Annotated in this window: 13 protein-coding genes; 5 read left to right on the forward strand and 8 right to left on the reverse strand. The window is 47.8% G+C overall.

What is annotated here, in order from left to right:
- Positions 1-5: 5 nt before the first annotated feature.
- The 5 genes from DN748_RS15805 to fbp form a co-directional block, all read right to left on the reverse strand.
- A complete protein-coding gene (locus DN748_RS15805; protein WP_112372803.1) occupies positions 6-1,517 on the reverse strand; it encodes an ATP-binding protein in 1,512 nt (503 codons plus the stop codon).
- On the reverse strand, positions 1,517-2,002 hold the full coding sequence (locus tag DN748_RS15810; RefSeq protein WP_112372804.1) for a Rab family GTPase: 486 nt from the start codon (positions 2,000-2,002) through the stop codon (positions 1,517-1,519). The genes DN748_RS15805 and DN748_RS15810 overlap by 1 nt, the downstream gene beginning before the upstream one ends.
- The gene (locus tag DN748_RS15815; RefSeq protein WP_112372805.1) at positions 1,989-2,816 is read right to left on the reverse strand and encodes a cell envelope biogenesis protein OmpA; all 828 of its coding nucleotides are present in this window, start codon (positions 2,814-2,816) and stop codon (positions 1,989-1,991) included. Before DN748_RS15815 ends, DN748_RS15810 begins: the two co-directional genes overlap by 14 nt.
- A gap of 130 nt (positions 2,817-2,946) precedes the next feature.
- On the reverse strand, positions 2,947-3,303 hold the full coding sequence (locus DN748_RS15820; protein WP_112372806.1) for a fructose 1,6-bisphosphatase: 357 nt from the start codon (positions 3,301-3,303) through the stop codon (positions 2,947-2,949).
- 64 nt (positions 3,304-3,367) lie between these two features.
- Positions 3,368-4,432, reverse strand: coding sequence for a class 1 fructose-bisphosphatase (gene fbp / locus DN748_RS15825; protein WP_236636898.1), 1,065 nt, complete (start codon positions 4,430-4,432; stop codon positions 3,368-3,370).
- Positions 4,433-4,553: 121 nt separating this feature from the next.
- Here fbp and DN748_RS15830 point away from each other — a divergent pair, with 121 nt between their 5' ends.
- Both DN748_RS15830 and DN748_RS15835 read left to right on the forward strand, forming a co-directional pair.
- Positions 4,554-5,045 carry a GNAT family N-acetyltransferase gene (locus DN748_RS15830; protein WP_112372807.1) on the forward strand — a complete coding sequence of 164 codons (492 nt, stop codon included), beginning with the start codon at positions 4,554-4,556 and terminating at the stop codon, positions 5,043-5,045.
- A gap of 275 nt (positions 5,046-5,320) precedes the next feature.
- Entirely contained in the window at positions 5,321-6,571 is a 1,251-nt protein-coding gene (locus tag DN748_RS15835) for an aspartate kinase (RefSeq protein ID WP_112372808.1), read from the forward strand.
- A 72-nt stretch (positions 6,572-6,643) separates the two neighbouring features.
- Here the strand turns inward: DN748_RS15835 and DN748_RS15840 are convergent, their stop codons facing one another.
- The 3 genes from DN748_RS15840 to DN748_RS15850 are packed head-to-tail and all read right to left on the reverse strand — an operon-like array spanning position 6,644 to position 9,749.
- On the reverse strand, positions 6,644-7,654 hold the full coding sequence (locus DN748_RS15840; protein WP_112372833.1) for an ABC transporter permease: 1,011 nt from the start codon (positions 7,652-7,654) through the stop codon (positions 6,644-6,646).
- Positions 7,629-8,597 carry an ABC transporter ATP-binding protein gene (locus DN748_RS15845; RefSeq protein WP_112372809.1) on the reverse strand — a complete coding sequence of 323 codons (969 nt, stop codon included), beginning with the start codon at positions 8,595-8,597 and terminating at the stop codon, positions 7,629-7,631. Before DN748_RS15845 ends, DN748_RS15840 begins: the two co-directional genes overlap by 26 nt.
- Positions 8,598-8,600: 3 nt before the next feature.
- A complete protein-coding gene (locus DN748_RS15850; RefSeq protein ID WP_112372810.1) occupies positions 8,601-9,749 on the reverse strand; it encodes a COG1470 family protein in 1,149 nt (382 codons plus the stop codon).
- Positions 9,750-10,262: 513 nt separating this feature from the next.
- Between DN748_RS15850 and DN748_RS15855 the strand changes: the two genes are divergently transcribed.
- The 3 genes from DN748_RS15855 to DN748_RS15865 are packed head-to-tail and all read left to right on the forward strand — an operon-like array spanning position 10,263 to position 15,136.
- Positions 10,263-12,470 carry an alpha-galactosidase gene (locus DN748_RS15855; RefSeq protein ID WP_112372834.1) on the forward strand — a complete coding sequence of 736 codons (2,208 nt, stop codon included), beginning with the start codon at positions 10,263-10,265 and terminating at the stop codon, positions 12,468-12,470.
- A 50-nt stretch (positions 12,471-12,520) separates the two neighbouring features.
- Complete coding sequence (locus tag DN748_RS15860; protein ID WP_112372811.1) at positions 12,521-13,540, forward strand: GntR family transcriptional regulator; 1,020 nt, start codon at positions 12,521-12,523, stop codon at positions 13,538-13,540.
- Between the two features lie 3 nt (positions 13,541-13,543).
- Complete coding sequence (locus DN748_RS15865) at positions 13,544-15,136, forward strand: solute:sodium symporter family transporter (RefSeq protein WP_112372812.1); 1,593 nt, start codon at positions 13,544-13,546, stop codon at positions 15,134-15,136.
- Positions 15,137-15,235: the final 99 nt, after the last annotated feature.

Consider the following 15,235-nt stretch of genomic DNA (forward strand, 5'->3'; position numbering starts at 1 on the left):
AGGCTTTATTTCAGGAACTTTTTGAGTTTCTTGAGCAATTGTTGTTCTTTAAACGGTTTTTGAAGGATATCGCTGATACCGGCTTTTTTGTATTTTTTCTTTCCGTCTCCCATCATGCTGCCCGACAGGGCTATTATAGGGGTCCCGGCATATTTCTTTTCAGGGGTGTTCCGGATCACGGTGGCCAGTTCGTAGCCGGTAACATCGGGGAGGCGGATATCCATGAGAATAAGGTCGTATCGGGTCTCTTCTATCCTGTCCAGGGCCTGGGAGCCGTTCTCTGCGATGTCGAGAAAGAAGGACCCCTGCGATGCCAGTATCTTCAGTACGATGATCTGGCTGATCTTGTTGTCTTCGATAAGCAGCACATTGTATTTGTTGCGATTGTTGAACAGGATATTTCCCTCCTCTTCCTGGTTTTTTATTTGCCGGGGCTTGTGATGAAGGGGAAATTTTAACCTGAGATTAAATCGTATGGAAGTCCCTTTCCCCGGCTCGCTCCCTGCCGAGATATCCCCTTCCATCAGGTTGACCAGGTTTTTGACTATGGCCAGCCCGAGTCCTGTTCCCGGGTATTTACTGTCCTTGTGTACCTGGGTAAAACTGGTAAAGATATCGTCGATATCTTCTTTGGCGATCCCTATGCCGGTATCGGTGACCTCGAATTGTATGTTGATCTTGTTCGCTCTTTTATTGTTCAGCCGTACGTACAGGGCTACCTGCCCCTTATCGGTAAATTTAATGGCGTTTTCAATAATATTGGCGAGTACCTGCTTTATCCGGTTCCGGTCTCCCTCGATATATTGCGGAATATTTTCGTCACGGTGTATGTGAAACTGTAAATTTTTCTGTCTGGCCTTGGTCGAGTAGATGAAATTTATAGATTCCAGCAGTGCATTGAAGTCGAATATTTCATTGTTTATAAAGAATTTGCCGACCTCGATTTTGGAAAGGTCCAGGATGTCGTTGATCATTATATTGAGATCCTGGCACAGTGACTTGATGATCTCCACCAGGTCGTATTGTTCGTCTGAAAGCTGGGTTTTCTCGAGCATTTCGGTAAAAGAGAATACCCCTGTAAGCGGGTTTCTTATCTCGTGGCTGAAATTGGCTATAAAGGTGCGCTTGAACGCCTCCTTTTCCTGCAGGTAGGTGTTCTGGAGGGTGAGGACCTCGGTTTCGATCACCGTTTCGTTCCGTTTCTGGGCCACGGTCTGGAGCGACTGGTAGTGTTCCGTAAGATCGTGGATAACGATCAGGGGATCCTTGTCTTTGAATGTTCTGCAATCCACATCACATATCCTGTCTTTAATGTGCACACAGGAATAGGACAGGTGTTCTCCTGCCCGGTCCGTAAGCGGAAGGATACTTTCGAAGAAGGGGTGAAACCCGGTGATATCTGTTCCTCTCCGAAGGGGAAACAGGCTGTCGTCCGATTCCGCAACTTTCCCGTTTTTTGTAATGACTACAAACTGTACTTTGGGATAGAGGTATTGCTTTTTATAGGTTTCGAGCATCACGACATCATTTTTTTGGTCACGTCTTCAAAAATAAGCTCTACGTTTTTTCCGGTTCTGGCACTGGTAAAGAAGTCGGCCCGTTTAAAAAGCGGCCTGTTTTCCCTGAGATGGGCAGGGGTTATCAGGTCGTTCTTGTTCCCTACCACGGTTACCGGTACATTGTTGTAATGGTTCCTGAGGTGGTCCAGGTCGTGTTCGAGGTGTTCGAAAGTAGATCTTCTGGTCGTATCGAAAACATAGATAAAACCATGCGACCCCATGAGGTATGACGACCTGGTCGCGGAGATATCTTCGTTGCCCTCTATGTCCCAGATAATGAGATTGACCTGGTTTTCGGGAAGGATCACTTCCTTTTTGAGGATGTGTACTCCTATGGTAACTTTATAATTGTCTGAAAAGGTATTTTCTACAAAACGCCGTACCAGGGATGTCTTGCCTACTCCAAAATGTCCCAGCAATACGATTTTTTTAGATACTGTCATCCTTAAAATAGTAGTTTAGTTCGTTAACGATATCTTCTTTGGCGATATCCGGATTATAGATCATCAGGCTCAGAAAGTTTTGGGAAAAACTGAAAATGATATCCTGCAGTTTGTTTTTTATCGGGGTATTGTATTGCCCGGAGACCACTACGGCAACGTAATACGAGACAAAGCTCTGTATGTGTATGTGGTACAGCTCGTATTCTATGAGTTCGAGGTTCTGTCCTTTTCCCCGGAAAGCATCTTCGACAAACGATTTGATGGCCGTGAGCATGCCTGAAAACATTTCCTTGTCTATGGTTTCCGTCTTGGCGTAATTGCCGAGGAGTATGCCCGAGTTTTTTTCGATCACGAACACCTGTTCCACGGAAGTGTCCCCGAGTTCCGACAGTATGAGGTCCTGTTCCCTGACCCCGGTAAACCACGCCTTGAATTTCCGTTTCCAGGCTTTTGCCGAGAAGCTGTTTTCCACCTGTTTGCTCACGCGTTCGGAGAGCAGTGTTATTTCCTGCAGGACGTATTTCTTTATCATCCTGCCCATAATGGGGTAGAGCGCTTCCACCACCTGTTCCTTGGATTTTTTGATCTCTGTTTTCAGGGTTTCCGTGATGGTAGGGCCCAGTGTTCCGGGAATTTCGGAAATAAACTCGTCCAGCCTGGTGTCGATGATGGGGTCTACCCTGTCGGCCAGTTCAGACCGGGTATGCAAGGTCTTTTCCAGTGCCTTCAATCGGTTGGCAATGGTCTCTGCATACTCCCTGTCGTCTGTAAGGAGAATATCTTTGAGGATGTTCAGTTTATCGTTCTCGTTCATCGCTAAAGACAATTGTTCTTACCCGGTTATTTGGCATCTATGGCACTGATAGGAAACAGGTGGGATGTATACGGGGCATTCCGTGTTTCCCTGAGCGGGGAAGCCTGACCCGGAAGGGGCTTCCGGAATACTAATTGTCTCTTATTTTTTCTCCGATCTGAATGAGGAGCTTTCCGAGTGTCGATTTATCCACTTTTTCCTGGTCCAGGCTCTCTGCTTTTTCCTGCAGTGAATTTTCGAGTTCTGTGATCCTAATGTTGAGATCTGTTGACAAATTGTCAATAGTCTGCATAAGCTCGGCCCTGGTCTCTTCCAGGAGGTGCTGCAACTCTTTCTTTTTTTGAAGAATGTCTTTTTTAACAGCTTCAAACTCAGAGTTGTACTCTTGTATGTTTTCGCCGAATATGAGGTTTTTTATCGCCTCGATCTTTGACGAAGGATCGACGGATACTCCGTTTGCCTCGGGGTGGTTTTGTTCCTTAGCCATGGTTGTACGGTATGAATTTGAGGCAAAGGTAACAAAAATCACCTAAACAATGGTGCAAATCCCTTTAAATAGGGGACTTATGCATAAAGGCTTCAAGTGTAGCTACCATTTTCCGGCTTCCGCAGAAAAAAGGAGTGCGCTGGTGCAGTGCCGAAGGTTGCAGATCGAGAATGCGCCGGAAGCCATCACTCGCGCTGCCACCTGCCTGTTCGGCTATGAAAGCCATGGGGTTGCATTCGTAGAGAAGGCGCAGTTTTCCGTTGGGCGCCTTGCTGCTTTCGGGGTACAGGTATATTCCGCCCTTGATCATGTTCCTGTGGAAATCGGATACGAGCGAACCGATATAACGAGAAGTATAGGGGCGGTCGTCTTCTTCCTGCTGGCAGTATTTGATATAGTCTTTGACCCCCTGCGGAAAATGGATGTAATTGCCCTCGTTTACCGAATAGATCTTCCCGGTCTCCGTGTATTGCATATTGGGATGGGAGAGGTAAAACGTGCCTATGGCGGGATTAAGGGTAAACCCGTTTACCCCGTGCCCGGTAGTATAGACGAGCATGGTGGAGGTCCCGTATACCACGTATCCCGCCGCGACCTGGTTTTTACCGGGTTGCAGGAAATCCTCAAGGGTCACGGGGGTGCCGATAGGGGTTATCCTCCGGTATATGGAAAAAATGGTGCCTACGGATACGTTGACATCGATATTACTCGATCCGTCAAGAGGGTCTATAAGGACTACGTATTTGTTCTGGTGCCGGTTGTCCAGGCTGTTGATGGAGATAAAACTCTCTTCTTCCTCGGAGGCAATACCGCATACGATCTCGCGGTTGGTAAGGGTCTGGATAAATTTTTCATGAGCCAGTACATCCAGTTTCTGCTGCTCCTCTCCCTGGATGTTGGTGTCTCCGTAACTTCCGGTGATGTCTACCAGCCCGGCCTTGTTTACCTCGTGGTTAACTACTTTTGCGGCCAGTCTGATTGCGTTGATCAGTTTGGACAGTTCGCCTGAAGAGTATTGGAATTCGGTTTGTTTTTCAATAATGAATTCTCCCAGGGTCTGGTTTTTTCTCATGGTATATAATGTGCTGATGGCAGAGGTAACGGGAAATTCTGCCCCGGATTTTGACATCACAAATATCGGTAAAATTGTGAAACGAAAACGATTTCGTTGTAATTTTATTTTCGGCATCGAAAAACTTATATAACTTTGTGTTATATTTCAAACATCGATTTTTAACTTGAAGAAATTCATGCAACCCTATACCATACGAAATGCCGGCCCGGAAGATATGCCTGAAGTCTTACGGCTGATCCGGGAGCTGGCCGATTATGAGAAGGAACCGGAAGCTGTGGAGATCACTTCGGATGACCTGGTGCGTGACGGTTTCGGCCCCCGGCCTTTATTTCACTGCTTTGTTGCCGATACCGGAAATGATATTGCCGGTATAGCCCTGGTTTACCCGAGATATTCCACCTGGAAGGGGATGGCTCTTCACCTTGAGGATCTTATTGTATCTGAAGCTTATCGCGGCCGTGGCCTGGGAAAAGCCCTGTTGTCGGAAGTCGTAAGGTATGGCCATGAGCTGGGGGTAAAGCGCATCTGCTGGGAAGTGCTCGACTGGAATGAACCTGCGATCGACTTTTATGAGAAACAGGGAGCCAGGATACTTCGCGACTGGGATGTGGTGCACTTGGATGCCGAAGGGATTGCGGGATATATGTCCGGTACCGGAAGCCGATGAGATAGTCGGAGGTCGGGAGTCGGAAGTTGTCATTCCGACAGCCTGTCCCGAACATCGGGAAAGGAGAACCCCGAAGGGCTCAACGCAGTTAAATCTCCGGGGCTTCGGTTATGCTGTTAAAGTTCCTTTGTGCATGGGTGGAGATTCTTCACTCCGCTGCGCTGCATTCTGAATGACAGCGTTGTCCCGACCGAAGTGCCTGCCTGCCGATACAGGCGCGGAGGTATCTCCGGCCAAACTAACAAACTAAGAACTACAAACTAAAAACTGAATTAATGAAGATATTTAAATTTGGAGGGGCGTCGGTAAAGGATGCTGCCGGTGTGAAGAATGTAGTGAAGGTCCTGGAAACCGTGGGGTATGAGAATACGCTGCTGGTGGTTTCGGCCATGGGAAAGACCACCAATGCCCTCGAGGAGGTGATCCGGAATTATTTTGAGAACAGGGAGGAGCTTCAGAGTTCATTGCAGGAAGTCAGGAAATACCACAACGAGATCCTGCTGGAGCTTTTTGAGAAAGAGAGCCACCCGGTATTCTGGAAGGTCGACGGCCTTTTTGCCGAATTGAGTTCCTTTCTGGGGCGTAACAAGTCGCCCAATTACAATTTTGTATACGACCAGGTCATCGGTTTCGGGGAGCTGGTCTCCACGACCATATTGAGCCAGTATATGATGGAGACGGGGATAAAGAATACCTGGCTCGACGTGAGAAACCTCATAAAGACGGATGCCCATTACAGGGATGCCAATGTAGACTGGGAGGGTACGCAACTAAACATCAACGAGGCGGTCAACAAGGGGTTACTGAACATTACACAGGGATTCCTGGGGAGCGACCCCAACAACTTTACCACGACACTCGGGCGCGAGGGATCTGACTATACCGCCGCCATTTTTGCGTATTGTCTCAATGCGGAGAGCGTGACCATCTGGAAAGATGTCCCGGGGGTACTGAATGCGGACCCCCGTTATTTTGAAAACACCAGGTTACTGCACCAGATATCCTATACGGAAGCCATAGAACTGGCATTTTACGGGGCGTCGGTAATTCATCCGAAAACCCTGCAACCCTTGCAGCGAAAGGAAATACCCCTGCATGTCAAGTCGTTTATAAACCCTACGGAAGAAGGTACGAGGGTAAGCAAGGGGCAGGACCTGGATCCCAAGGTACCCTGTTTTATCGTAAAGAAGGACCAGGTGCTGATCTCACTGTCGTCCCTGGATTTTTCCTTTATCGTGGAAGAAAATATCAGCGAGATCTTCAAGCTGCTGCACGACCACAGGATGAAGGTGGATGTGATCCAGAACTCGGCCATCAGCTTTTCGGTCTGTGCAGACAACAAGTTCAACAACCTGTCTGACCTGCTCCGCATACTCAAGGGCAAGTTCAAGGTGGAGTGTGTGGAAGGCGTATCGCTGTACACTGTAAGGCACGCCACACAGGAGGCTCTTGAAGCCCTGGAGAACGACAAGGACATCTTGCTGAAACAACGGTTGCAGAATACGGTACAGCTGGTAACCGGGTAAACCCGGACACCACCCCGCCAAGGGGTAAATACTATTGTTTTTTGAGGGTTTGCAAATAACTCCCGGCATTCATTACCTTATTTCCCTTCGCATAAACAGGTAATAGGAAATGGAGAAGCATACGATCGTTGCTGCAATAAGTCCCGTAAGCTGGGGCCATACCACCATAAGGCTGTCTGTAAATGACAGCGAAGAGGGAATGGCTCCCTGCATCTGCCGTATGGAAAGGGGTCCCAGGCTCCGTACCGAGGGGATCAGCAGGGTAGAGGTGGCATCGGTAAACAGCTTGCCGGGGGCAATATCGATCAGGGTTACCAGGAATTTCTGCAGCATATAACTGCCCCGGGAGCCTGCCGGAGCGGCAAAAGCCCTTGCTGTCATACCTATAATAATCTGGTAGAAAACCGTAAAAAACAGCCAGACGGCAATGGCCGTAAGTGCTGAAGTGGCAGCCCTTCTGAACTTTACCGAGAAAAGGATGGACAGGTTCAGCCAGAAAGCCACATATACGATACATATAAAGACGAAGGCAGCTATCCGGAGTACTTCCTCAAATGAGGGAGACAGCCCTGTAATGATCATTCCCAGTCCTGTCAGCAGCAGGCTGAGCGATACGAACATCAGCGCTATGACGGCGATGGCCCCGGTGAATTTTGCGTTGATCAGGTAATCCCTGGGGATGGGCTGTGCCATGACCCGTATAAGGGTACCGTTGTTCTGTTCCGAATTTACAGCGTCAAACCCCATGCCTATTCCCAGTAAGGGCCCTAAAAACCCCAGTAATACATGAAAGGGGGGCAGGGACCCGTCGGAGGCGGTCAGCAGTTTCAGGAACACAAAATCCCGGTTGGGGTCGTTCGCATTGGAAAGGGCTTCGGGCAGATGGGTTATCGATATGTAAAGCGACCCGAAACAGGTGAGCAGTATCATAAGCAGGAGTACGATAAAGCGCCAGCTGCGGATGTGGTCGCTCATTTCCTTCCGTACCATCACCATAAACGGGGAGGGTGATGGTGACGCGGCCCGGACATTGCTTTTCAGGGCCGGGAATATCCGGTTATGCCATATTGCGGTTAGTCTCATAATTTCCTTCAAAATAACGTTGATAAATATCGTCCAGTCCGTATTCCTTTTTGCACAAATAGGAAACATCCAGTCCGGACGTGACCAGGGTACGGGCTATGACAGGAGTAATGTCGTCGCTGCAGTAAACCTGAATTTTTCCGTTGTCGTATGTTACATCGCTTACGCCTTCCAGGGCGAGCAACTGTTCTTTTACAGGAGGGTTACCGGGGGCGGTGCTCCCGGATATTTCGGCTTCTACCGTAAAAGGTTGCCCCTGGTGAAGTGTTTCCGACAGGGAAGGGATATCGCCCCGGGCGATCAGGGAACCCCTGACAAAAATACCGACACGGTCGCATACCTGTTGTACCTGGTGCAGGTGATGCGATGACAGTAATACCGTAAGCCCCTGCTCCCGGCTCAGTTCGCGGATGAGTTGCAGGAAGTCGCGTACTCCTGCCGGGTCGATCCCGAGGGTGGGCTCGTCGAGGATAATGACTTCCGGTTCCCTGACCAGTACGTCGGCCAGCCCCAGGCGCTGTTTCATTCCCCTGGAATAGGTGCCAGCTTTCCGGTGTGCGGCTGCTTCCAGTCCCACTTTCTGAAGAAAACGGAGCGCTGTGTTCCTGATATCCCCTTTCATCCTGTTGAGACGCGCTATATGACAGAGGTTCTCCAGTCCGGTCATATTATCGTAAAAACCCACATGGTCCGGCAGGTATCCCACTCTTTTCTTGACTTCTATCGGGCTTGTTGCCGGGTCGTATCCGCAGGCGGAAACCTGTCCCGAAGTGGGTTCGGTAAGCCCGAGTATCATCAGTATGGTGGTAGATTTCCCGGCGCCGTTGGGCCCTAACAGGCCGAATATCTCTCCTTTCCGTATTTCCAGGTCGAGGTTGCTGACCGCGCGGAGACTGCCGTAATCCTTGCACAGCTGCCTTGTTGTGATTACCGGTGTTTCCATCTGTTACCTCCTTCCGTATTTCCGGATTAGGGTGTAGACGCTTCCGACGGCCAGCAGGATGACCAGCAGGCCTACCCATCCCGTAAGCATGGAAGTGCGTACCGAGATCCTGAAGGAAGCCTCCGAACGGGCATCCGATGAAGTGGCCTGGAGGTCTACCTTGTAATCCCCGGCGAGGGCCTTACTGTCGGCTTCAAGGGTGGCGTATATTTCCTCGGACTGGCCGGGCTCGAGATGACCGATCTTTTTCGGTTCGAAAGTAACTTCCCAGTTCGACGGGGTTTTCGACTTGAGATCGATATTGTCGACCCCTACCGAACCACTGTTTTTAAGCAGTAGCTTTATCTTTTCATTATCCCCGGCGGTGACCCTGGAGCTCAGTAGCCCTGTGGGAGTGGTGAGCAGCAGGTCGTAGGTACCGGTGATTACGGATTCCAGTTCCAGGCGGGCCGAAATATTTCCGGAACTCGCGATAACCGGGATCTTATAGCTACCTGCCTTAATTTCGGCGGGAGGGTACACCTCTATGGTGATCCGCTCTGTCTGGTTGGGTTCGACACTGACCGAAGATACCTGCTTGCCTCCTGCCTTATAGATGACGTTCCATCCCCGTTCTTTCATGGCCCTGAGGGCATATACCTCATTTTCACTGCTGCCGTTGCGCAGTTCGGCATTGTAGGTAAAGGTCGAGTTTGCCGCCCCCTCTATATTGGCCTGTTTTGAAGTAAACTGGGCCTGTGAGGTTCCCTCCCGGGAGATGGTGACCGAAAGAGGCAGACGGGTATACCCGGCGGCGGCGATCCCGAAACCGTAAGTTCCCTTGTCTATTTTCAGGGGAACGTGAACGGTAAGTGTCAGGGTTTTCTTTTCTCCCGGAAGAACAGCTATTTCCTCCAGGGTATACCCCCCGGATTTCATCTCGTAGTCCCATGCTTCCGGCAGCCCGTAAACGCTGATGGCCGACGATCTTATGCCTCCGCCGTTATTGATCACATCCACCGTATAATTGACGGTCTCGCCCGGGGCCACCGCTATTTTGGTATAGGGGGTGTACAGTGAGATACCCTGTGCCATAAGGGGCCGGTACGATAAAAAAACAAGAGAAAGAATACTGAATAACCAGTGATAATGGTGTTTTGTAAAAGAGAACATAGTTTAATTTATTAAATGATACTAAAGCCAGAGTCCATGTAAGAAAATAGGGTATTCTGATTTTTTTCTGTCCTTTTTTAATGAATTGCTCTATGTGTATATTTTGGTTGTTAAAAAAAACAGTGCTAATCTATTAAATATGATAATATGTGAATGTTAAAAAATATTAAAAAATAATAGGTAGTTCACAAAATGTTTTTTTGCCTCTTTCTGCTCCTGTAATGAAGCCGGTATGAAATTAAATGAAAAAAGTTTTTGGAATTAATCAAATTATAGTATTATTGTGGAATAGAATAGAACAGATTAAAAATGTCAGTATGTGATTTTGTGCTGTGCGCACGGGAGGGAGAAAATAACGGAAGGCAGGTACGTGAATTATGCCGTCTTGTTTAAAGCTCCCGTCTCCTGTGTGTTTCCGGTTACAGGAGGAGGAAAATCAATTTATCCGAAATATAATTCACCCGCTTGTCAAGTATGAAAATTATGAATCAGTATTATTTAAGTGATCAAAAAATGTTTAAGACTTTATCCATCCTGTTAAAGGGCCGTATCGCATCGTTTGCCATGTTCTTTGTTTTTTTTCAGGTTTCTGCTCAAGAGATCATCACTGTTGAAACCGCCGAAAATGCCCTTGTGTTTGAAGTGAACGAGAGCAAAGAATTAAATACGGTCTATTTTGGGGAAAAATTAAAACAGGCCGATGAATATCGCCAGATATCGTCTCAATATAAGCAGGGAACGGACTATACCGGGATTTATGCTTCGGCTTATACCCCTGCGGGCTCTAAAAACCTCCTGGAGCCTGCCATCGAGGTAACCCATGCCGATGGTAATATGTCCCTGAGCCTGGAATATGTATCTTCTGAAGCACAGGAGATATCTCCCGGTGTTGTTCAGACGGAAATTTTATTAAGGGATAATGTGTATCCCCTGGAAGTCCGTCTTTTTTTTAAATCCTACAGTAAGGAAAATGTGGTGGAGACCTGGAGCGTCATTGAGAACAGGGAAAGCGGGGATGTACGGTTGCATAAATTCGCATCGGCGAATTTGTATGTGCGCGGGAACAACGATTTCTGGCTGACCCACTACAGCGGGGACTGGGCTATGGAGATGAAACCCGAAACCTCAAAATTATCTCATGGAATAAAGGTACATGACTCCAAACTCGGAACCCGTGCCAATTTGTTTCAGCCTTCGGTATTTACGGTCTCTTTGGGAGGGCCTGCTTCGGAAGAGCACGGAAGTGTTTTGATGGGAGGCCTGGAATGGTCGGGAAATTTCAGAAATGAATTTGAAGTAGACCCGTTGAACAATTTGCGTATTATTTCCGGGATCAATAACTATGCTTCGGAATATACATTAAAGAAGGGGGAGGCCTTTACCACCCCGAAATTCTGGTTTACCCTTTCTGATAAGGGAAAGGGCGACGCCAGCCGGAACATCCACCGATGGGCAAGAAACCACAAGGTGCTGGATGGAAAAGGTTCCCGCCTGACCTTGCTGAACAACTGGGAAGCGACCTATTTCGATTTTGACGAGAAAAAACTGAAAAAGCTGATCGGTGATACCAGGAAACTCGGCGTAGACCTGTTTTTGCTGGATGATGGCTGGTTTGGCAATACCTACCCCCGGAATAATGACGATGCCGGGCTGGGCGACTGGGATATTAACCGGAAAAAACTCCCGAATGGTATAGGTACCCTGGTGGAAACAGCCAGGAAAAACCAGGTGAAATTCGGGATATGGATAGAGCCGGAAATGGTGAATCCGGATAGTGAATTGTATCACAAACACCCGGAATGGGTGATCAAACAGCCGGAACGTGAGGAGCATTATTTCAGGAATCAGCTGGTTCTCGACCTCTCGAACCCGGAGGTCCAGGATTTTGTCTATGGGGTTGTAGACAAGCTTTTTACCGAAAATCCCGATCTGGCATATATCAAATGGGATTGTAATGCGGTGATTTACAATGCGTATTCCGATTACCTGGGAGCGAACCAGTCCGAATTGTATATCAGGTATGTACAAGGGCTTTATGACGTTCTGGAAAGGATCAGGAAAAAATATCCCGAGGTGCCCATGATGTTGTGTTCCGGTGGGGGCGGAAGGGTGGATTACGCGGCACTGGAATATTTTACGGAGTTCTGGCCCAGCGACAATACCGACCCCCTGGAGAGGGTGTATATGCAGTGGGAATATTCCGTTTTCTATCCCTCGCTCACTATGGCTGCACATGTTACGGACTGGGGAGATCAGTCCATAAAATTCAAGACCGACGTAGCCATGATGGGGAAATTGGGGTTTGATGTCGTTATAGACGAGCTGGAAGATTCCGAACTGGAGTTTTGCCGGCAGGCCATAGCGAATTATAACGAACTGGAAGATGTGATATGGCAGGGAGATCTGTACCGGCTCCGCAGCCCCTGGGAAAACAATACGGCTTCGTTGATGTATGTAGGGGAGCACCAGGATGAGGCGGTAGTGTTTAATTACCGGGTGAATTACCGTTATGAACAAGGCAGCCACATTCCTGTAAAGCTCAAGGGACTGCGTCCGGATGCAAGGTATACGGTGGAGGAAATAAATATCTATCCGGGGGAGCAGGCCGTTTTCGAAAGCCGGAACTATACGGGGGATTATTTAATGAAAGTGGGAATAAATCCGAATGTGAAAAAAGATAATCCGAGTGTGGTACTCAGGCTAAAAACGGTACCGAAATAAGATATATTTTAACAGAAGGTAATATCTTAGTACTAAAATACGAAAGTTACATGGAGCAAGTGATTCGGCAGATCCGGGAATTGGAGTCGGTTAATTCCCTGTCAAAACACGAACAGATCGTGCAGGGAATACTGAATGCGATTAATGAAAAAGTGATCACCAAGGGAGAAATGCTTCCTTCCGTGAATAAAATGATACAGGAGCTGGGGTTTGCCAGGGAGACGATCGTTAAGGCGTATAAGGAACTCATCCATAGCGGGATCATCGAATCAAAGAACAGGCTGGGGTATTTTGTGGCTACGGAGGATATTCAGCAGGAGCTTAAAGTTGCCCTGGTGATCTATGCCTTTGACACTTTCCAGGAGACCTTTTATGAGAGTTTCAGAAACGGCCTTGGAGATAATATCCAACTCGATATTTTCTTTCATCACAACAATTACAATACGTTTGACAACATCATAAACAATATAAGGGGTAAATACGGGATGTATGTCATAGCTCCTATTCCGAATGCCGGCACGCCCGGTTTACTGAGGTTGCTGCCGGTAAACAGGGTGTTGTTGGTAGACCGTTATATCCGGACGAAAGAGAAATACAGTTATATTGTCCAGGAGTTCAGGGAATCTTCTTATGACGCTTTCTGTAAGCTCAAGGACAAGATAAAAAAGTTTGAACAGTTTGTTTTTTTCTTCAGGACGGATAATTCGGCCGAACCTATCGAGATCCTCGAATCGTTCAATGATTTTGTCAGGGACCATAAAGTAAATGCTGTTATCCGGGACAATTACGAACCGGGATCCCTGGAAAAGGGAAAGGTCTATTTCACCATTCACAACCTGGAACTGTGGGAAATGCTGAAAGATACCAAGTCCAAGGGGTTTGTACTGGGCAGGGATGTCGGATTTATATCGCATAATGACGATATCATCAAGGAGATCATCTTTGACGGGGTAACGACATTTTCCACGGATTTTTCGCTTATGGGCAGGAAGGCGGCCGATTTTATAGTAAAAAAGGAAAAGATCCGGGAAGTGCTTCCCACTGTACTGATAGAGAGAAATTCCCTGTAGGCAATGGATGTTTCCACCGTTTTGAGTTTTGTGCTTTTTACCTTTCTCGTAGCCCTTGTCTCCTGGTGGAAGACGCGGAAAAAGAATACGGAGACTACTACAGGGCTGTTTTTTGCAAGCCGGAAGAACAACTTCTGGGTGGTGGGGGGAGCCCTTTTTCTGAGTAATATAAGTGCCAACCAGTTTATCGGTGAAAATGAGTCCATCTACATAAACAACATGAGTGTCATTGCCTGGGGCGTCAGTTCCGTTGCGGCAATGTTACTGGTGGCGGAATTTTTTTTACCGGTATATTTCCGTACCGGAGCCATGACCATTCCCGATTTCCTGGGGAAGCGGTACGATGCCTCCACGAAGCGGCTGGTTTCCCTGGTGTTCCTGGTCAGCTATATCGTAAACCTGCTTCCGGCGGTTTTGTACGGGGGAGCAGTTGCCTTTACCGGGATGTTTGATTTTCTGGATTTCCTGAACCTCACCTACTGGCAGAATATCTGGATCGTGGTATGGGTAATAGGATTAATAGGGACCCTGTATTCCATACTCGGAGGGCTCCGGGCCATTACTATTTCAGACAGTGTGCTTAGTATAGGCCTGCTGATCATCGGGGTCGCTTTTCCGTATTTCGGATTCAGGTATCTTGGAAACGATAGCTGGACAGAAGGTTTGCAACTGGTCCTGACCACGCATAAGGAACACCTGGATTCCATAGGAGGGGCCGGCGACGAAATTCCCTTCGGGACCATCTTTACGGGAATGTTTATCATTAACCTCTATTACTGGGGGATGGAGCAGTATATCGTACAGCAGGCCATGACCGCAAAAAACCTTTCCCATAGCCAGAAGGGAATGGCATTGGCCTGCGTAGGGAAATTGTTATGTCCCTTTCTGATCAATATTCCAGGTATTATCGGGGTGCACCTGTATGACAACTTATCCTATACCGCGGCAGTTTTTCCCCTGGTGGTAAAAGATACCCTGCCTGCCGTTATGACCGGTTTAACGGCAGCAGTGGTACTGGGTGCCGCCATTACCACCTTTAATGCCGGCCTTAACAGCAGTAGTACCCTGTTTATACTGAACCTTTACAAACCCTGGATGAAGTTGCGCAACAGAAAAGTTACGGAATCCATGCTGGTACGGAACGGAAAAAGGTTTGAGATCGCGATTTCCCTGCTGGCCATGTGCTGTGCACCGTTCATCATGTTTGTAAATACCGGGTTCTATACCTATCTGCAGCAACTTACGGGAATGTTCTGCGTACCGGTATTTACCATTATATTTATCGGTTTTGTGACCAGGAAGGTGCCCCCGGGAGCTGCAAAAACCGGACTGGTATTTTTTATTGTTGCCTATCTCATCTGTAATTTCATACTGGATATACCATTGCATTACCTGCATTTGCTGGGCATATTATTTGTTCTTACCTCGGTATGTATGTTGTTGTCTGTACGGTGGTTCCCGGAACATCACTACAGGGAGACGATCCGGAAAGACGTAGATATCTCTCCCTGGAAGTACCGGCACTGGGCTGCTATAACCCTGTTGCTGGGGATGGTGCTGGTCTTTGCCTTTTTTTCTGCTGCGGGAATCGCTTAGATTGACCACTTCTCATAAATAATCTCCGGTAACCTCAAAAAAATAAAAAATCAAATAATTTTTTAGTGAATTCTTAGAAAAGAGTCTATGGGGTTAATG

Source organism: Sinomicrobium soli, from assembly GCF_003285545.1.
Classification (GTDB): domain Bacteria; phylum Bacteroidota; class Bacteroidia; order Flavobacteriales; family Flavobacteriaceae; genus Sinomicrobium.